This window comes from Fictibacillus sp. S7 (assembly GCF_004127935.1).
In the GTDB taxonomy this organism is placed as follows: Bacteria; Bacillota; Bacilli; order Bacillales; family Fictibacillaceae; genus Fictibacillus_C; species Fictibacillus_C enclensis.
The window spans coordinates 3,262,899-3,282,334 of the sequence record NZ_QJKL01000001.1; the positions used below are offsets into that span (position 1 = coordinate 3,262,899).

General features: G+C 47.2%; 15 protein-coding genes. 13 read left to right on the forward strand and 2 right to left on the reverse strand.

Annotated elements, in window-relative coordinates:
- Nucleotides 1–10: 10 nt before the first annotated feature.
- The 5 genes from DMO16_RS16975 (at nt 11) to DMO16_RS16995 (ending at nt 5,108) form a co-directional block, all read left to right on the forward strand.
- Nucleotides 11–1,765, forward strand: a complete 1,755-nt coding sequence (locus tag DMO16_RS16975; protein ID WP_164988945.1) for a PAS domain-containing sensor histidine kinase — start codon at nt 11–13, stop codon at nt 1,763–1,765.
- A 172-nt stretch (nt 1,766–1,937) separates the two neighbouring features.
- Complete coding sequence (locus tag DMO16_RS16980) at nt 1,938–2,381, forward strand: DUF1934 domain-containing protein (RefSeq protein WP_129478762.1); 444 nt, start codon at nt 1,938–1,940, stop codon at nt 2,379–2,381.
- Nucleotides 2,378–4,048, forward strand: coding sequence for an arginine--tRNA ligase (gene argS / locus DMO16_RS16985; RefSeq protein ID WP_061973402.1), 1,671 nt, complete (start codon nt 2,378–2,380; stop codon nt 4,046–4,048). Before DMO16_RS16980 ends, argS begins: the two co-directional genes overlap by 4 nt.
- Before the next feature lie 114 nt (nt 4,049–4,162).
- Nucleotides 4,163–4,333, forward strand: coding sequence for a XapX domain-containing protein (locus tag DMO16_RS16990; RefSeq protein ID WP_061973405.1), 171 nt, complete (start codon nt 4,163–4,165; stop codon nt 4,331–4,333).
- Nucleotides 4,334–4,352: 19 nt separating this feature from the next.
- Nucleotides 4,353–5,108, forward strand: a complete 756-nt coding sequence (locus DMO16_RS16995) for an alpha/beta fold hydrolase (protein ID WP_129478764.1) — start codon at nt 4,353–4,355, stop codon at nt 5,106–5,108.
- Here DMO16_RS16995 and uvsE read toward each other — a convergent pair.
- Together uvsE and cls are read right to left on the reverse strand one after the other, a co-directional pair.
- The gene (uvsE, locus tag DMO16_RS17000) at nt 5,101–6,054 is read right to left on the reverse strand and encodes a UV DNA damage repair endonuclease UvsE (protein WP_129478766.1); all 954 of its coding nucleotides are present in this window, start codon (nt 6,052–6,054) and stop codon (nt 5,101–5,103) included. The genes DMO16_RS16995 and uvsE overlap by 8 nt on opposite strands.
- Before the next feature lie 65 nt (nt 6,055–6,119).
- Complete coding sequence (gene cls, locus DMO16_RS17005) at nt 6,120–7,310, reverse strand: cardiolipin synthase (protein ID WP_241840585.1); 1,191 nt, start codon at nt 7,308–7,310, stop codon at nt 6,120–6,122.
- Nucleotides 7,311–7,520: 210 nt separating this feature from the next.
- On the opposite strand from cls, the gene DMO16_RS17010 reads away from it, so the two are divergent.
- The 8 genes from DMO16_RS17010 to icmF all read left to right on the forward strand — a co-directional run bounded on the left by DMO16_RS17010 (nt 7,521) and on the right by icmF (nt 19,372).
- Nucleotides 7,521–9,662 (forward strand): heterodisulfide reductase-related iron-sulfur binding cluster, encoded by a 2,142-nt coding sequence (locus DMO16_RS17010; RefSeq protein WP_129480415.1) that lies wholly within the window; start codon nt 7,521–7,523, stop codon nt 9,660–9,662.
- A 425-nt stretch (nt 9,663–10,087) separates the two neighbouring features.
- Nucleotides 10,088–11,269: an acetyl-CoA C-acetyltransferase gene (locus DMO16_RS17015; protein ID WP_129478770.1), complete on the forward strand. Its 1,182-nt coding sequence runs from the start codon at nt 10,088–10,090 to the stop codon at nt 11,267–11,269.
- Nucleotides 11,270–11,288: 19 nt separating this feature from the next.
- Nucleotides 11,289–12,140: a 3-hydroxybutyryl-CoA dehydrogenase gene (locus DMO16_RS17020; protein ID WP_129478772.1), complete on the forward strand. Its 852-nt coding sequence runs from the start codon at nt 11,289–11,291 to the stop codon at nt 12,138–12,140.
- A gap of 31 nt (nt 12,141–12,171) precedes the next feature.
- Nucleotides 12,172–13,314, forward strand: a complete 1,143-nt coding sequence (locus DMO16_RS17025) for an acyl-CoA dehydrogenase (protein WP_129478775.1) — start codon at nt 12,172–12,174, stop codon at nt 13,312–13,314.
- Between the two features lie 18 nt (nt 13,315–13,332).
- A complete protein-coding gene (locus tag DMO16_RS17030; protein ID WP_061973421.1) occupies nt 13,333–14,475 on the forward strand; it encodes an acyl-CoA dehydrogenase in 1,143 nt (380 codons plus the stop codon).
- A 10-nt stretch (nt 14,476–14,485) separates the two neighbouring features.
- Nucleotides 14,486–15,439, forward strand: coding sequence for a methylmalonyl Co-A mutase-associated GTPase MeaB (meaB, locus tag DMO16_RS17035; protein WP_129478777.1), 954 nt, complete (start codon nt 14,486–14,488; stop codon nt 15,437–15,439).
- A gap of 5 nt (nt 15,440–15,444) precedes the next feature.
- Nucleotides 15,445–16,077, forward strand: coding sequence for a TetR/AcrR family transcriptional regulator (locus DMO16_RS17040; RefSeq protein WP_061973426.1), 633 nt, complete (start codon nt 15,445–15,447; stop codon nt 16,075–16,077).
- Between the two features lie 34 nt (nt 16,078–16,111).
- Complete coding sequence (gene icmF, locus DMO16_RS17045) at nt 16,112–19,372, forward strand: fused isobutyryl-CoA mutase/GTPase IcmF (RefSeq protein ID WP_129478779.1); 3,261 nt, start codon at nt 16,112–16,114, stop codon at nt 19,370–19,372.
- Nucleotides 19,373–19,436 lie beyond the last annotated feature (64 nt).

The following is a 19,436-nucleotide window of genomic DNA, read 5'->3' on the forward strand; positions in this document are numbered from 1 at the left end:
AATGGGAAGAATGGAAAACAAGCTTATACAATCTCCAATGCCATTTATTGATCAATTGTCCGATGCCGTGTTGGTATTAACCAGGGACTATTTGATACAGGAGATGAATGTGGCAGCACAGCAATTGACCGGAAAATCCAAAACAGAGATGGAAGGCCTTCCGATTTCGAAACTCCTTCCAGACTTTAATCGGCAATTACAGGAACAACGGGTTGTCATACCGGAAAATTTGCAGCAGGTGGTTGTCAAACTTGATGAGCTTGGTATGGACAGCGACTATCTGGTTTGCATTCTCAAACCCTGCATGCAGGATGACGATCTGGAAACCCAGTGCGATCCCCAAAAAGATTTGCTTGTCAGCCTGACCCATGTCGTGCCCGATTTTATCGGGATAAAGGATGGAAAGGGCAAGTTTGTCTATGCCAATAAATTTGCAGGTGAACTGTTTGGCTACTCCCATGTCGAATTTATCGGAAAAACAGATGCTGACCTTGGACGATTGATTCCCTGCTTTAAACCTGTATTTGACAATTGCATTCAAACCGACGAAACCGTGTGGCAGGAACGGAAATTGAAGCGGTGTCTCGAAAAAATCCGGATGCCTTCAGGTGACCGGGTATTTGACGTGTACAAAATACCTATGTTTACTGAGGAAGGAAAAAGAAAAAATCTGCTGGTCTTTGGACGGGAAATCACAGACCAGGTTTCTTCCCACGAAAAATTGCTGGAAAGCGAATCGCGATACAGATTGCTCGCAGAGAATTCGACAGACATGATTTCCACACATACGATTGATGGAAATATGCAGTATGTTTCCCCTGCCTGCGAGCAGTTGCTTGGATATACACCACAGGAACTGTTGAAGAAGAAAGCGTTTGCCCTCTTTCATCCGGATGATATACGCCGTTCACTGGAAGCTCATAAGCAGCTGCTTGATGGCAAAGAGATTGGCAACTATCAATTAAGGCTGAAACATAAAAATGGTGAATTCCGATGGGTGGAAGCTGCCTGCCGCGGAATCAAGGATGAGAAAACAGGAGAAGTGATTGAAATCATCGCGGTTACCCGTGACATTTCCGAGCGGCTGGCAGCGGAAGAACTGTTGAGAAACTCTGATAAGCTTTCCATCGTTGGCCAGCTGGCGGCTTCGGTCGCCCATGAGATCCGCAATCCGCTCACCGCGTTGAAAGGATTTATACAGCTTTTCCAATCAAAAGGCATCGTGGACTGTGACAAATACTACCGGATTATGCTCGATGAACTGAACCGCATTGAACAGATAATTACGGAGCTTTTGATTCTTGCTAAACCCCAGTCAAAGACAGTAGAGAATAAAGACATTAAAGAGCTGATCCATTACGTTGTCGCACTGCTCGACCGCCAGGCGCTCATTCATAACGTGCATATTGTTTGCGAATTGGAGGAAAGGATGTCCCTCGTTCAGTGCGTGGAAAATGAGCTGAAGCAGGTTTTCATCAATCTTGTGAAAAACGCAATAGAGGCGATGCCGGATGGTGGCATTATTCATATCGACTGCGTGCAAAAAGGAGCAGAAATTGAAGTGACAATCCAGGACCAGGGATGCGGCATACCGCCGGAGAGCCTTGAAAAGCTCGGTGAACCGTTTTATTCCACGAAAGAAAAAGGAACCGGGCTCGGGTTAATGACCAGCTTTAAAATCATCCAGGAGCATCAGGGAAAAATTGATATTCAAAGTCATTCGGGCAAAGGGACGATCGTAAGGATCATACTTCCGGCCGCTTAATGCACTTTTCGTATAGAGAAGTGCATTTTTTCTTTTTAAATGGCAGGGTAAGGTTGAAGAATTAGGGAAGAATCCTTTATAATAGTTGAGTTATATATAATGAAGCGTGATGCAGAGGCTATTGAAAGCTCTCTTTTTGTAATAGATTTTAAATTAAAAGGACGGATCCGATATGGATGGACAAGGTGCAGGTATTGCGGTCAATTTAACACTTGAAACCGTCATACAGCATGCTCATGAAAAAGACGTACATACAGGGGAGGCTGAAGGGACGCTGTATAAAAAAGGAGACAACACCTATCTCAGGTATTCCGAAGTTATAGAGGGGGCTGGATCGGTCAACAATGTGATTAAATTGAATCATGAAGGCATTGTGATCCTGAGAAGCGGCAGTGTAACCATGAAGCAGAAGTTTCTGATCGGACAGACCACCCAGGGAATGTATGATACGCCTTATGGCCAGCTGTGGATGGAGACCACCACACATCAGATGAATTTCCGCTGGAATCAGCAGGCAAAAAAAGGCGACTTAACCCTGATTTACGGGCTTGTATTACAGGGAGAGGATACAGGAAGATATACAATAAAAATAAAATTTCAGGAGGCAGAAGTATGAACGTTGTAGATCAGGTAAAGCTCCTTTTAAAGAAGGAGATTGAGGAAGCGGTAATAAAAGCCGGATTGGCCGAAAGAGAGCAGCTTCCTGAAGTTGTTTTGGAGACGCCAAAGGATAAATCACACGGGGACTATGCGACCAATATGGCCATGCAGCTGGCGCGCATCGCAAAAAAAGCGCCAAGAGTGATCGCGGAGGAAATTCTTCAAAACTTCGATAAAAGCAAAGCGTCCATCAGCAAGCTGGAAATTGCGGGACCTGGATTCATCAACTTTTATATGGACAATGCCTATTTAACTGATTTGATCCCTGCAATCCTTGCAGCAGGAGAGAATTACGGAAGAACGGATTACGGGCAAGGCAAAAAGGTACAGGTCGAGTTTGTATCGGCGAATCCGACGGGCAACCTTCACCTTGGCCATGCGCGTGGAGCGGCTGTAGGTGATTCCCTGTGCAATATTCTAGATACTGCCGGGTTTGAAGTTTCCCGTGAATTTTATATCAATGATGCAGGAAACCAGATCAATAACCTGGCCTATTCCATCGAAGCGAGATATTTTCAGGCGCTGGGGCAGGAAAAGGAAATGCCTCAGGATGGTTATTTTGGAAAAGACATCATTGAATTTGGGAAGGACCTGGCTGCGGAATACGGAGATAAGTGGGCAACTGCGGACGAGAAGGAACGGTTTAATTTCTTCCGCAAGTATGGTCTCGAAAAAGAGCTGGAGAAAATCAAAATCGACCTCGGTGAATTTCGGGTGAACTTTGATGTCTGGTATTCTGAAACCTCATTGTACGAGTCCGGCAAAATTGACAAAGCACTCACGAAGCTGAAAGAAGCAGGTGTGGTCTATGAAAAAGACGGTGCAACCTGGTTCAGAACGACCGATTTCGGAGATGACAAAGACCGTGTATTGATTAAGAATGATGGATCTTATACCTACTTGACGCCTGATATTTCGTACCATCAGGACAAACTTGACCGCGGATTCGAAAAATTGATCAATATTTGGGGAGCCGACCACCATGGCTATATTCCGCGTATGAAAGCAGCGATTGAAGCGCTGGGGTATAACCGTGAACAGCTTGAAGTATTGATCATTCAGCTTGTATCCCTCTTCCAAAACGGGGAAAAAGTGAAAATGAGCAAGCGGACAGGTAAAGCCGTTACGCTGAAAGACTTAATGGAAGAAGTTGGCGTTGATGCGACCCGTTACTTCTTCGCGATGAGAAGCTCTGATACGCATCTTGATTTTGACATGGACCTTGCCGTTTCAAAATCGAACGAAAACCCTGTGTTTTACGTTCAATATGCACATGCCCGCGTATGCAGCATGCTGCGCCAAGGAGCAGAAATGGGCTTATCCTATGATGGAGAGCTCGACCTCTCCCAGATTTCTTCTGAAAAAGAGTTTGAACTTCTGAAAAAGCTTGGAGAATTTCCGGCAGCGATTGAAGAAGCAGCCGAAAAAATGCTGACACACCGAATGACCAATTATGTTTTCGAACTGGCTTCCGCCCTGCATAGCTTCTATAATGCAGAACGTGTGCTGGATGCCGATAACAAAGAAAAATCAACTGCCCGGTATGCCCTGATGAAAGCTACGCAAATTGCGATTGAAAATGCTCTTCGCATTGTTGGGGTTTCCGCACCGGAAAAAATGTAAACCATAAATGCTATAAACCGGCTGTCATCGCAGCCGGTTTTTTATTGCCCGCATTCGGGAATGGGGATAAACCCTCTGCTGAGAGTGCACGATAAAACAGAGGAGGAATGGAACGTGAAACTTGTCATTTTATCACTCATTACCGGAGCGGCTGTTGGCATCATTTTTGCTTTGTTCAAACTGCCGATTCCTGCACCGCCTGCACTTTCAGGCATCGCCGGTATTGTTGGAATTTACATTGGATATCAGCTGTACCAATGGGCTCTTTCCCATTTCATAAGGTAAGACCAAGGAGGAGACGGCAATGGAACAACGAGTGCGTACCTTTTATGAAGAATCAGGATCGGGCCAGCCGGTAGTCTTTATTCACCCTCCGGCGCTCACTTCACGGATCTTCAAGTATCAGCATCAATTTTTTAGCTGTTCTTCACGGGTGATTACGTACGATTTGCGGGGACACGGAAACACGCCATGCCCGAGTGATATGGTAACCATCCCTATGCTGGCGGAGGATTTGCTGGCATTGATGGATCAATGCGGTGTGGAAAAAGCGGTGATCTGTGGATATTCGGCCGGAGGATCCATTGCTCAGGAATTTGCCTTGCGGTATCCTGAACGCGTCAAGGGACTTGTACTTTCAGGCGGCTTTCCCCAAGTGGCTTCATGGCTGCTGCAAAAAGAATTCCGGCTTGGAATCTACTTGGCAGAACACCACCCCGGCATATTGGTGAACGGGTTGTCATGGACCCATCAAGTCACTTCTCAGGACGGCAGGGAAATTAAGGCTGAAAGTAAAAAAGGCAGCCCCAAACTTTGGAGCCGCCTTTATGAAGAAAGCCTGAATTACAGTTGCACAAAGCGATTATCCCATTTAGAGATGCCGCTTCTGTTATTTTACGGATCACGTTCGTTTTATTTTTTGCCTTATCGAAAGGTGTATCAAAAACTTGTCTCTAATGTGAAAACTATTATTGTTCCAGGGGCGTTTCACCAAATCCCGGTAAAGCAGCACCAATACTTCAACCGTGAGCTGTCACAATGGCTGACAGAGATTAGATAAGGAGCGTGCCGCCCGTCAACCGCTTGATGCCCCGCACCTTGCTCAAATCCTGAAGCAGCTGAATGAGAGCCAGATCCTTTTGTTTGGCTTCAATCATCACATCGAGCTCATCGGTATAGGCTTTCACCATTTTAAAAAAGGGCAGCACATAATCAGAGCCTACGAAGTCATGGTGGCTGCGATAGGCCTTTTCTGTTTTTGGTGAGGAAAGATGAACTTTTGGGGGGCGTCCGGTTCCCTTCCACGTGTCGATAAAACGCGGAAGGAGCTCCTCTAAAGGCACAGAGCTTGGATTGGCCATATGATGATGATAATCAAACATCATTGGAATGCCTTCCTTCTCACAGATATCCAGAGTTTCTGCAGTGGTATAGGTTTTATCATCATTCTCAAGCGTCATCGCTTTTTTTACGGGTGCCGGAAGTTTTTTGATATTTTCATAGAATCGGGCGATGGATGAGTCTTTATCTCCATAAGTTCCGCCAACATGAATATTGATCCGTGCTTCCTTTTCCAGTCCCATGGCTTCGAACATGGCATAGTGATATTCCATGTCTTTTATGGCGTTGTTGGTGACCTGCTCTCTTTCACTGGTAAACAGCGTGAACTGGTTAGGATGCATGCTCACCCGAAGACCATTGGCTTTCACAAGGTCACCAATGGCCCTGAATTCCTCACGGGTATACTTCAAATAATCCCAATTAACCTCGGGATGAGTGGCGAGCGGAACAATGGAAGACGACATCCGGTACAAAGGGAATTCGGAAGCGATATTATAATGAACAATCCGCAGTGTATTTTTTAAGTTGGTTTTTGTTAGTTGTATCAGCCGCTGTTCTCGTTCTTCTTTTTCCAGTTTGGACCAGGTGGCAAAGGTCATCGTTTTGGATGGCGATGAATCAAAAAGGGTAAGAGCGGTAGATACGTAGCCGAAAGATGCGATCATTAGAGCAGCTCCTTAACTCGAGTATTACTAACTCATTCACCTAATCCGAATACAGTAAACAAAACTTATAAAAAAGGTGAAAAAACTTTAGCAAACAGGATTTTTGTTTTTTTCCAATAGGACATTCGCTCCCAGACGGTCATAGTAAGGGTTTCCGAACGGTCCAAATCTTCTTTGATCGCCTTTTTTGCCTCCTCGATCAGATGTCGGTCTTCAAAAATACAATTGACCTCTGAATTGGTAAAAAAACTTCGCTGATCAAAGTTGGTTGTTCCAATATCGCAAATTTTGTCATCCACCAAAAATACTTTCGCATGAAAAAAACCTTCATAGTATTCCTCAATTTTGCAGCCTGCGTTCAGCAGATCTTTAAAATAAAAATACGAAGCTTCCTTGACCAGCAGATGATCTGACTTCATGGGCACAAGCAGCGTAACCTCTACTCCTCGCTTGATGGCTTGTAGAAGCGCATTTTGAAGCGGTCGGTCAGGAATAAAATAGGGAGAGCCGATGGTGATGCTGGTTTGAGCCTGATTAATGTGCTGCAGCCAAAAAGAATAAATAGCCTTGGCTGAAAAAAGGGTGGTGATTTTGACTGGACCTTTTTCAAGCTCTGGAAAATACTCGCTGCCGTTGAATTTTTCTCCGCTGGCTGCCTCCCAGTCCATGATAAATTGTTGTTGAAAGGTATGGATGACCGGTCCGCTAAGCAGCAAATGATAATCCCGCCAATAGCCGAGCCTCGGATCCCTGCCCAAATATTCATCCCCCACATTAAATCCGCCCATAAACCCCCTGCTTCCGTCGATAATTGTAATTTTCCGGTGATTCCTGCGGTTCAGTTTATAAAAAAAGTAGGGAAAGCCCGGCGTAAAGCTGTAGGCAAATTGAACACCGGCTTTTTTTAGTTCCTTAATTGCCTTCTTTTTAAGAAAAAAGCTGCCCATATAATCCACCAGAAGCCGGACATTGACGCCTTCTTTTGCCTTTTTCTTCAGAAGAGAGGACATCTCTTGACCGATGCTGTCCTCGTGATAGATATAAAATTGAACATGCACATGATGGGTGGCTTTTTCAATTTCCTCGAACAATGTATCGAAAAATTGTGTGCCTGTGGTCAGCAGTGCCGCCTTCCCGCTGCAGGAGGAAGGCGTTTTGATGTCATGCCGCTGAACGTTTTTTCTTCCCAGGTGTAAATCGAGCCAGATAAAAAAGACCAGAAGCAGTAATAGGATAAGAACAATAACAGCAATCACGATAACCCTTCCTCCCTTTCATAGGATCAGTGGTGTTTAGTCTATCCAAAAGGAAGAGAAAAAATTTTTTAAATAAAATTGACTGAATGCTCATTCATTTCTTTTTTTATGATATAATGGGTTCAGAAAATTCAACCCTTTTTGAATAATAAATCAAGATGTACCATGGAAAAGGGGAAAGCTACAGACAAAGGTGAAGGGAGCATAATGATGAACGGCCTGCTGATTTTAAACTGGATTGCCTTTATTCTTGTAACCGCTTACGCCATTTATTTATTTACCTATGTGGTCAAAACGCGGTACGAATTCATCAAAATGGGGAAAAAAGTGGAATTCGACCATACTGTCCAGGAACGCATAAAAGCGGTGCTGGTCAATGTGTTCGGTCAGAAAAAGCTTTTAAAAGATAAAAAGAGCGGCGTGATCCATGTCATGTTTTTCTATGGATTTCTCCTCGTTCAATTTGGTGCGATTGATTTTATTTGGAAAGGGCTTGCTCCTGGATCGCACCTGCCATTGGGACCGGTTTATCCTGCTTTCACGTTTTTCCAGGAAATCGTTACGTTTGTAATCCTGGTTGCAGTCGTATGGGCGTTTTACCGCAGATATGTGGAAAAGCTTGTCCGTCTGAAACGCGGGTTTAAGGCAGGTCTTGTACTGCTTTTCATTGGCGGTCTCATGCTTTCGGTACTTCTTGGCAATGCCATGGAAATTCTTTGGCACAATCTCGAGCTTCACTGGACCGCACCGATTGCTTCAGGCCTGGCGTATCTTTTTGGAGGGTTGCCGGAGCCTGCCGTTGTGACTGTGTTTTTTATCGCCTGGTGGGTTCACTTACTGTTCCTGCTGACGTTCCTCGTCTATGTTCCGCAATCAAAGCATGCTCACTTGATCGCCGGCCCGCTCAATGTGTGGCTTGGGCGAAAGGATAAGGTAGGAAAGCTGTCCTCCATCAATTTTGAGGATGAAACGCAGGAAGTGTTCGGGGTTAACCGAGTGGAAGACTTTAACCAGAAACAATTGGTTGATCTGTATGCCTGTGTGGAATGTGGACGCTGTACCAATGTATGTCCGGCGACCGGGACAGGCAAAATGCTTTCGCCGATGGATATGATTATAAAAATAAGAGATCACCTTACTGAAAAAGGAGCGGCTGTCACCTCACGCACACCGTGGATGCCTGCATTTGCTTTTTCAAATACGAGAGGCAATCAAATTGCTTTTGAAGCAGCAGGAAAAGGTGCTGCAGCGAAAGAAATGGCTGCAGCCACTGAAGGCAGCTCAGCCTTTAAATTTGATTACAACATCGAACTGATCGGGGAGGTCATGACCGAGGAAGAGATCTGGGCATGTACAACCTGCAGAAACTGTGAAGATCAATGTCCCGTTATGAATGAGCACGTGGATAAGATTATTGATATGCGGCGTTATCTTGTTCTAACGGAAGGTAAAGTGGATGCTGACGCCAAACGCGCCATTCAAAATATCGAAAAACAAGGAAATCCGTGGGGAATCTCGAAGAAAGAAAGAGAGAACTGGCGGGAGCTTCGCGAAGACGTTGTCATTCCGACCGTAAAAGAAGTGGAGAAGGCCGGAGAAGAGTTTGAATACCTATTCTGGGTCAGCTCAATGGGAGCTTACGATAACCGAAGCCAGAAGATTGCCCTTGCTTTCGCTAAAATCATGAATGAAGCAGGTGTGAAATTTGCCATCCTTGGCAACAAGGAGAAAAACTCAGGAGACACACCAAGACGAATCGGAAATGAGTTCTTATTCCAGGAAATTTGCACCAGCAATGTTGCACTGTTTGAAAAGCACAATGTGAAGAAAATCATTACGATTGATCCGCACGCGTACAATACGTTTAAAAATGAGTACCCTGAATTCGGTTTTGATGGAGAGGTATATCATCATACCGAGCTCTTGGCAGAGTGGATCAAAGAAGGCAGAATTACACCGAAGTTTGAGGTCGATGAGGTCATTACGTACCATGATTCCTGCTACCTCGGCCGCTACAACGAAGTTTATGAACCACCACGTGAGATTTTAAAAGCCATCCCGGGCGTAAAGCTCGTTGAAATGAACCGCAATCGTCAAAACGGCATGTGCTGTGGCGCGGGCGGAGGCATGATGTGGATGGAAGAGAAAGCCGGCCAGCGTGTCAACGTGGCCCGTACCGAACAGGCGCTTGAGGTGAACCCGACCATGATTGGCAGCGGCTGCCCGTACTGCCTGACCATGCTCAGTGACGGAACCAAAGCCAAGGAAGTGGAAGACCAGGTACAAACGCTTGATGTCGTTGAGATTCTCGAACGTTCCCTCTTCCAGCCTGAAAAAGCAGTCGTTCAATAAATTTTCGTAGTCCTTTGCTTGGGGAGCATTCTTATGAAGAAGCTTCAAGAATCAGTTAATTGGAGTGGAAGGTGCGAGATCCTCGAAAATGAATTTCACATTTACTTCGTGCGATGTCTCGCTGCCGAAGCTTTCCTTGTCCTACGGGAAAAGCGGGATAGATGAGACCAGGAAGGCGTTTCGCCGGTCCCCAGGATCAAGCGACGGGGAAGTAGGCGATTACGCCGCCCAGGCTCAGCGCTCGCCCGAGGAAAGCGAGCAGCCTGAAACGGAGATTAACCTCCCATCCACCAGGCTTTTGAAGCGAGTTATAAAAAGAGAGAAACCTGCTGTCCTATGGGCTGCAGGTTACTCCTTGGAAAAGGGGCGACCGAGCGTTCGCTCAGTACAAGTTGAAAGCGTTTACTATAAGGGAGGCAATCAGAATGGCGAAAACAGTAATTGTCAGTGGTGTCCGAACACCCGTTGGAAAATTTGGAGGAGGATTAAGCACCATGTCGGCTTCCGATCTTGGCGCAGTGGCCGTTAAGGAGGCGCTAAAGAGAGCGGATGTTAAGGCAGATCAGGTCGGTGAGCTGATCATGGGCTGTGTCCTTCAGGGCGGACAGGGGCAAATTCCTTCACGCCAGGCTGCTCAAAAAGCAGGACTGCCCTGGGAAGTAAAGACAGAAACCATCAACAAAGTTTGTGCATCCGGTATGCGAAGTGTCACCATGGGAGATCAGATTATCCGTGCGGGAGATGAAGACCTGATTGTTGCAGGTGGAATGGAATCCATGAGCAATGCTCCGTACATTCTTCCAAAGGCGCGCTGGGGCTACCGAATGGGGGATGGCCAGGTGAAAGACTTGATGACGCATGACGGCCTCACCTGCTCTTTTACAGGCGTACACATGGGTACCTATGGAAACGACGTGGCAAAGGAAATGGAAATTTCCCGAGAAAAACAGGATGAGTGGGCACTGCGCAGTCATCAAAGGGCTGTTGCCGCTACGGGCAACGGAACCTTTGCAGAAGAAATAATTTCAGTGGAGGTCCCTCAGCGAAAGGGAGATCCGGTCGTTGTTTCAGCCGATGAGGCACCAAGAAAGGACACCTCTCTTGAACGGTTATCCAAGCTTGCTCCAGTTTTTTCTGCTGATGGATCCATTACGGCCGGAAATGCACCGGGCGTAAATGACGGAGCGGCGGCGCTCGTTCTCATGTCAGAGGAAAGGGCAGAAAAAGAGGAAAAAGAAATCATGGCCACCATTCTTGGACACACCGCCATTGCGGTGGAAGCGAAGGACTTCCCGAAAACGCCGGGTCTGGTCATCAATGAATTGTTGAAAAAAACAGGGAAGTCCCTGGATGATATTGATTTGTTTGAGATTAACGAAGCATTTGCGGCTGTTGCGCTGACAAGCGCGGAGCTTGCCGGACTGGATTTGGAGAAGGTGAATGTAAACGGCGGAGCGGTGGCACTTGGACACCCGATCGGCGCCAGCGGGGCAAGAATCATTGTTTCATTGATTCATGAGTTAAAACGCCGGGGCGGCGGACTCGGAATCGCATCGATCTGTTCTGGAGGCGGGCAAGGCGACGCTATCCTGCTTGAAGTGAATTAATGAAAAGGGGGATTTATTCATGAACGTTCAAACCATCATGGTCATCGGAGCAGGACAAATGGGCTCAGGCATTGCGCAGGTTTGCGCCATGGCCAATTTTAAAGTGTACCTTCACGACCTGAAGGAAGAATACGTCCAAAAGGGAGTGGCATCGATCGCAGCCCAACTGTCGCGCCAGGTGGACAAAGGCCGGATGACGCCGGAAGACCGGGACGGTGTTTTAGACCGTCTCCTTCCATCCACCAGCATCCAAAACGCTGCGGAAGCCGATTTGATCATTGAGGCTGTTGTGGAAAACATGGATGTGAAAACGCAGGTATTTAAAATGCTTGATGAGATGGCACCGGAGCATGCGATCCTTGCGAGCAATACCTCCTCCCTTCCGATTACTGAAATTGCAGCGGTTACGAAGCGGCCGGAGAAAGTCATCGGCATGCACTTTATGAATCCGGTACCGGTCATGAAACTCATAGAGATTATCCGCGGGCTGCAAACAAGCGATGAAGTATACGAAACGATAGAATCCATCACCAAAAAAATCGGCAAGGTTCCAGTGGAAGTGCAGGATTTCCCCGGCTTTATCTCCAACAGGATTTTAATGCCGATGATCAATGAGGCTATTTTTGCCCTATATGAAGGTGTGGCAGAACCAGAAGCCATAGATGAAATTATGAAACTCGGAATGAACCATCCAATGGGACCGCTCACATTGGCTGACTTCATCGGCCTCGACACCTGTCTTTATATCATGGAAACCCTTCATGAAGGGTTTGGAGACGATAAATACCGCCCATGTCCGCTTTTACGTAAATATGTAAAGGCAGGCTGGCTCGGAAAGAAAACCGGCAAGGGGTTCTACACGTATAACTAAGGGCAGAAAAGCGTGACAGGGGGAATGAAACGTGAATCTCACGTTTACAGAAGAACAGCTAATGATGCAAAAGATGGTGCGGGATTTTGCACAGAAAGAAATTGCACCCATCATCGATGAGATGGATGAAAAAGATCAGTTTCCAACAGCGATTATAAAAAAAATGGCAGGTCTTGGCCTGATGGGCATTCCCATTCCCGAGGAATATGGCGGCGCAGGCATGGATTACACCTCTTACATCATCGCCATTCATGAATTGTCGAAGGTAAGTGCCTCGGTTGGGGTTATCCTTTCCGTGCATACAAGTGTCGGAACCAACCCGATTCTCTATTTCGGAAATGAAGAACAAAAGCAGCGGTTTATTCCAAAGCTTGCGACAGGTGAATACCTCGGAGCTTTTGCCCTGACCGAGCAGGGAGCAGGGTCTGATGCGGCCGCTCTCAAAACAAAAGCGGTTAAAAAAGGCGATAAGTACATCCTGGATGGCTCCAAAATTTTCATTACAAACGCAGGGGCTGCAGATACGTATATCGTATTCGCTTCCACCTCACCGGAGGCAGGATCAAGGGGAATCTCCGCCTTTGTGGTTGAAAAAAATACCCCGGGCTTCTCCATAGGAAAAAAAGAAAAGAAAATGGGACTGAACGGGTCCAATACCTGTGAAATTATCTTTGAGCAGGCAGAAGTGCCTGTGGAAAACCGTCTTGGAGAAGAGGGCGAAGGTTTTAAAATAGCCCTGAGCAATCTGGAGGCAGGAAGAATCGGCATTGCTGCCCAGTCGCTGGGAATTGCAGATGCAGGACTTCAATACTCCGTTGAATATGCAAAACAGCGCAAGCAGTTTGGAAAACCGATCGGTGCCCAGCAAGGCCTCGCCTTTATGCTTGCAGATATGGCTACAAAAGTGGAAGCGGCCAAACTGCTGACCTATCGCGCAGCACACTTGCGTAATCTCGGCATTCCTTGCAAAAAAGAAGCGTCCATGGCCAAACTTGTCGCTTCACAAACGGCCATGAAAGTAGCCATTGATGCCATACAGGTTCATGGAGGCTATGGCTATACGAAGGAATATCCGGCAGAACGGCTGTTTCGAGATGCGAAGGTCTGTGAAATTTATGAAGGAACGAGTGAAATTCAACGAATCGTACTGAGCAAGCAACTATTAGCAGATTAAACCGGGAGGCATGAGAACATGCAGTTTCAACTTTCTGAAGAACACGACATGATCCGTAAAATGGTGCGGGACTTTGCGAAAAATGAAGTAGAGCCAACAGCGGCAGAGCGGGATGAAGAAGAGCGTTTTGACCGGCATCTTTTTGACCAAATGGCGGAGCTTGGGCTGGCAGGCATTCCCTGGCCGGAAGAATACGGCGGGATTGGCGGCGACTATCTTGGCTATGTGATTGCGGTTGAGGAGCTTTCCCGAGTATGCGCATCGACAGGGGTAACTTTATCGGCCCATACATCGCTTGCGGGATGGCCCATTTTTAAATTTGGATCAGAAGAACAAAAGCAGAAGTTTCTGCGTCCGATGGCAGAAGGCAAGAAAATGGGGGCCTATGGCCTGACTGAACCAGGGTCGGGGTCCGATGCATCCAACATGAAAACCACTGCCCAAAAAGACGGTGATGATTATATTATCAACGGTTCTAAAATTTTCATTACCAATGCGGGTGAGGCAGAGATTTATGTGGTGTTTGCCATGACAGATCCAACTGCCGGGCACCGCGGTATCTCCGCTTTTATCATTGAAAAGGGAGCACCAGGTTTTTCTTTTGGCAAAAAGGAAAAGAAACTCGGCATTCGCTCTTCGCCAACACTTGAATTGATCATGGAGGACTGCAGAGTCCCTGCAGAGAACATGCTTGGCAAAGAAGGCGAGGGCTTTAAAATCGCCATGATGACATTGGATGGCGGGCGCAACGGCATCGCAGCACAAGCTGTCGGAATCGCACAGGGGGCATTGGACGCGGCAGTCAACTATGCCAAAGAAAGAAAGCAGTTTGGCAAATCGATCGGCCAGAACCAGGGGATTGGCTTCAAACTGGCTGATATGGCCACCAAGGTGGAAGCTGCGAGACTTCTGACCTATCAGGCGGCATGGCGTGAGAGTCAGGGATTGCCTTATGGAAAAGAATCGGCCATGTCCAAACTGTATGCCGGCGATATCGCGATGGAAGTTACAACCGATGCTGTACAAGTATTCGGTGGATACGGGTATACAAAAGAGTATCCTGTTGAACGGTATATGCGTGATGCGAAAATTACACAAATCTATGAAGGAACACAGGAAATCCAGCGGCTGGTCATTTCCAAAATGCTGCTGAAAGATTAAGGAGGAAACCATGCATCCTTTGGCCGAACGCATAAAAAACAAAGATGAACGGGCACTTGCGAGAGCCATTTCCCACGTTGAAAACGATCACGCTGAAAAGCTGGATTTGTTAAAAGATATTCATGCGATGCAAAAGAAGGCCCATTATGTAGGTCTGACCGGCTCGCCTGGTGCGGGCAAAAGCTCTCTGGTCAACCGGCTGATCACTTATCTTCGCAGGCAAAACCTGACGGTCGGGGTTGTGGCGGTTGATCCGACCAGCCCGTTCAGCGGAGGTGCGATTTTGGGAGACCGGGTTCGCATGAGTGAGCACTTTACAGATCCTGATGTTTTTATTCGCAGCATGGGGACACGGGGCAGCCTCGGCGGCCTCGCGAGAACGACAAAGGAAACCGTTCGGCTGATGGATGCATTCGGCTTTGATGTCATTTTGATTGAGACGGTCGGAGTCGGCCAATCAGAGCTTGATATCATGAAGATTGCTGACAGTATTGCCGTCGTTTTAAACCCGGGAAGCGGGGATGTGGTCCAGGTCTTTAAAGCAGGGATTATGGAAATTGCCGACTTGTTCATTGTGAACAAAGCGGACCTTCCTGGTGTGCCCAAACTGCTATCCGAACTTGATGCCATGCTTGATCTGGTTAAGCATGATGCGCCTTACCGGCCTCCTGTGGTCCAGACCATTTCCGTACAGAACAAAGGCCTTGAAGAGGTATGGGGCGAGCTGAAAGCACATCGTACCTATCTGGAGACGAGCGGTGAGGGAGAAGAGAGGCGGGCGCGCCGCCTGAAACAGGAAGTGATTGAAGTCGTTCACTATGAACTGATGCGGACTCTTCTTTTAAAAGAAGAGGCGGATGGTTACCGGTGGCTAGCAGACGTGCAGGATGGAAGGCTCGATCCGTATACAGCCGCAGGGAAGATCCTTGAACGATGGGATAAAAACCAGGACGGAAAGGAGTGACCCCATTGGCAAGAAAGGAAGTACCTTCGCTGGTTAAGGATGAAAAACTCATCCAAAAGAGGCGGGGTGAAATGGTCAAAGCAGCGGTCAATCTGTTTAAAGAAAATGGCTTTCACCGGACGACAACAAGGGAAATTGCAAAAGCATCCGGTTTCAGCATCGGCACGCTTTATGAATATATCCGGTCAAAGGAAGATATTTTATACTTGGTTTGTGACAGCATCTATGAAGGGGTCAGGGAAAAGCTCAACGAGCAGATCGGAATGACAGAAGGCAGCATTGATCATGTAAAAAAAGCGATCGCTGTTTATTTTAACGTGGTGGATGAAATGCAGGATGAAGTGCTGGTCATGTATCAGGAAGTCAAATCACTGTCACGGGAAGCATTGCCTTATGTATTGAAAAAAGAGCTGGAAATGACGGAGATTTTTGAGGAGCTCATCAAGCAGACTGTGGAGCAGGGGGAGCTTGATCTGTGCGAAGAGGAAGTCAAACTATTGGCTCACAACATATTGGTCCATGGCCAAATGTGGACGTTCCGCCGCTGGAGCCTCAGAAAAGAATATAGTTTGGAAGAGTACACAAAAATGCAGACCCATCTGCTGTTAAATGGAGTCAAAAATAAAAGTTTCACTTGAGTGGGTATAAAGTGTCAGAGAGGAGCAGGGGTAAATGAGTAGTCCGGAAGTATATCAGCCAAAAAACCATATCCGTTTTGTAACCGCTTCCAGCCTGTTTGACGGGCATGATGCGTCCATTAACATCATGAGGCGCATTTTGCAGTCGAGCGGTGCCGAAGTTATTCATCTGGGGCATAACCGTTCGGTGGATGAAGTCGTAAGCGCAGCCATTCAGGAAGATGCCCAGGGCATTGCGATCTCCTCCTATCAAGGGGGGCATGTGGAGTACTTCAAATACATGATCGACCTTTTGAAAGAACGGGGAGCAAGCCACATTAAGGTGTTTGGCGGAGGAGGCGGTGTCATTATTCCGCCGGAAATAAAAGAGCTGCACAGCTATGGTGTGACCCGCCTCTTCTCGCCAGAAGACGGCAGAATCAACGGTCTGCAGGGCATGATTAATTTGATGCTGCAGGAATGCGATTTTCAGACGGTTACCGAGATTACGGATGAACTGGAGAAGCTTCCTGAAAAAGAGAGCAGGGCAGTTGCCCGTTTGATCACAGTGGCTGAAAACAGCGAAATGGCTCCGAAAGAAACGGCAGCCACGGCTGAAGAAGTGCTTCAGCAGGTGAAAACCTCACAGCAAAACGCACCTGTCCTCGGGATTACCGGAACAGGAGGGGCCGGTAAGAGCTCCTTGACGGATGAACTGGTCCGCCGTTTTGTGAATGAATTTGAAGACAAGACAGTGGCCATTATCTCCATCGATCCGACCAAGCAAAAAACAGGGGGTGCTTTGCTGGGTGACCGTATCCGCATGAACTCCATTTACAATCCAAGGGTTTATATGCGGAGTCTGGCAACCCGTGGTTCACGCTCCGAACTGTCGGCAGCCATAAGGGATGCGCTGTCGATCGTCAAGGCTGCAGGGTATGACCTCGTGATCGTGGAAACCAGCGGTATCGGCCAGGGGGATGCAGGGATTGTCGATATTTCAGACGTATCCATGTATGTGATGACCAGTGAATTTGGTGCACCTTCCCAGCTGGAAAAAATCGATATGATTGATTATGCCGATCTTATTGCGATTAATAAATATGAGCGCAAAGGCTCAGAGGATGCGCTTCGGGATGTGAGAAAACAGTACCAGCGCTCCCGCCAGTGGTTTGAAAAAGAACTGGATGACATGCCGGTCTATGGGACGATCGCCAGCCAGTTCAATGACCAGGGGACAAACACATTATTCCGGGCGTTAATTGAAACGTTGAATGAAAAATGCTCATTGGGCTGGCAGTTGAAGCCGTTGGCAGAAGAAATCGTCGCTAAACGAAATGTCATCATTCCCGGCGAACGGAGCCAGTACTTAAATGACCTGGTTTATACGATCAGGGATTATTACAAAACAATGGATGAACAGGTGAAATATGCCCGCAAGAGCTATCAGCTGAAAGGCTCCATTGAAACCATTCAGGAAATCAACAGCGATGGTGAAGTGATCCCGGTACTGGAGGAAACAAGAAGGCAAGTGGAAGAAAACCTTCTTCCGTTTTCTAAAAAGACGCTTGAAAATTGGCCAAAACTGAAGGAACAGTACAGCGGCACGGAATTTGTAACGAAGATCAGAGACAAAGAAATCGTAACGGAGCTTACGACTAAAAGTCTTTCTGGCTTAAACATCCCGAAAGTCTCCCTTCCCAAGTATGAAGACTGGGGAGAGATCCTCAAGTGGACCATGAAGGAAAATGTACCTGGCGCTTTTCCATATACAGCAGGTGTATTCCCGTTCAAACGAAAAGGGGAGGATCCGAAGCGGCAGTTTGCCGGAGAAGGAACGCCCGAGCGGACGAACCGCCGCTTCCATTATCTATCCAAGGACGATGACGCCAAACGGTTGAGCACGGCGTTTGACTCAGTGACCCTGTATGGGGAGGACCCGGATTACCGCCCGGATATTTACGGAAAAGTAGGCGAAAGCGGGGTCAGCATCTGTACACTGGACGACATGAAAAAGCTGTATGACGGTTTTGATTTGACGGCACCGAGCACGTCCGTTTCAATGACCATCAACGGGCCGGCACCCATTATTTTGGCCATGTTCATGAATACAGCCATTGAACAGCAGCTGCGAAAATTTGAGGAAGAGCATGGACGCAAGCCGGATGAAAAGGAACTGTTGGACGTAAAAGAGAGAACACTAGCAAGCGTCCGCGGGACCGTGCAGGCGGATATCCTGAAAGAAGACCAGGGACAGAATACGTGTATTTTTTCAACGGAATTTGCCCTTCGGATGATGGGGGATATACAGCAGTACTTTATTGATCATAACGTACGAAACTATTATTCCGTTTCCATTTCGGGTTATCACATTGCGGAAGCGGGAGCGAACCCGATTACCCAGCTGGCCTTTACACTTGCCAACGGGTTCACGTACGTGGAATACTACCTCAGCCGCGGCATGAAGATCGATGATTTTGCGCCAAATCTCTCTTTCTTCTTCTCCAACGGACTGGATCCGGAATATGCAGTCATCGGCCGCGTAGCCCGAAGAATTTGGGCCACTGTCATGAAGAATAAATACGGAGCAAACGAACGAAGCCAAAAGCTGAAGTATCATGTGCAAACCTCCGGTAGATCGCTTCATGCCCAGGAAATTGACTTTAACGATATCCGTACGACGCTGCAGGCCTTGATGGCGTTGTACGACAATTGTAATTCGCTTCACACCAATTCCTATGATGAAGCGATTACGACGCCAACGGAAGAATCGGTGCGAAGAGCTATGGCTATCCAGCTCATTATTACAAAGGAACTTGGGCTTGCCCGCAATGAAAACTCCCTTCAGGGCTCCTTTATCATCGAAGAGCTGACAGACCTCGTAGAAGAAGCCGTCTTGCAGGAGTTTGAACGGCTCAATACGAGGGGCGGCGTTTTGGGCTCCATGGAAACCCAGTATCAGCGCGGAAAAATTCAGGAAGAATCCATGTACTACGAAATGAAAAAACATAACGGAGAGCTTCCGATTATCGGTGTGAATACGTACCTGAACCCTAACCCGCCGAAAGATGAAGAGTTTAACATGCAGCTGGCGAGGGCCACAAAAGAAGAAAAAGAGCAGCAAATCGCTCATTTAAATGATTTTAAACAGAAAAATGCAGACCGCTCGGAAGAGGCGCTTCGCAAGCTTCAGACAACCGCACTCAACGGCGGAAACATCTTTGAAGAGCTGATGGAGACCGTCAAAGCAGCCTCCCTTGGCCAAATCACCAGTGCACTATATGAAGTAGGCGGCAAATACCGTAGAAATATGTAAACGAATATCGGAAAAAGAGGACAATAGCATCCTCTTTTTCTATTTTTTTAACCAGTTGCACTGA

Coding starts and splice junctions, on each gene's coding strand:
- icmF (WP_129478779.1), top strand. CDS start 16,112: ATGAGTAGTCCGGAAGTATATCAGCCAAAAAACCATATCCGTTTTGTA.
- DMO16_RS17020 (WP_129478772.1), top strand. CDS start 11,289: ATGAACGTTCAAACCATCATGGTCATCGGAGCAGGACAAATGGGCTCA.
- uvsE (WP_129478766.1), bottom strand. CDS start 6,054: ATGATCGCATCTTTCGGCTACGTATCTACCGCTCTTACCCTTTTTGAT.
- argS (WP_061973402.1), top strand. CDS start 2,378: ATGAACGTTGTAGATCAGGTAAAGCTCCTTTTAAAGAAGGAGATTGAG.
- DMO16_RS17015 (WP_129478770.1), top strand. CDS start 10,088: ATGGCGAAAACAGTAATTGTCAGTGGTGTCCGAACACCCGTTGGAAAA.
- DMO16_RS17030 (WP_061973421.1), top strand. CDS start 13,333: ATGCAGTTTCAACTTTCTGAAGAACACGACATGATCCGTAAAATGGTG.
- meaB (WP_129478777.1), top strand. CDS start 14,486: ATGCATCCTTTGGCCGAACGCATAAAAAACAAAGATGAACGGGCACTT.
- DMO16_RS16980 (WP_129478762.1), top strand. CDS start 1,938: ATGGATGGACAAGGTGCAGGTATTGCGGTCAATTTAACACTTGAAACC.
- DMO16_RS16975 (WP_164988945.1), top strand. CDS start 11: ATGGAAAACAAGCTTATACAATCTCCAATGCCATTTATTGATCAATTG.
- DMO16_RS17010 (WP_129480415.1), top strand. CDS start 7,521: ATGAACGGCCTGCTGATTTTAAACTGGATTGCCTTTATTCTTGTAACC.
- DMO16_RS16995 (WP_129478764.1), top strand. CDS start 4,353: ATGGAACAACGAGTGCGTACCTTTTATGAAGAATCAGGATCGGGCCAG.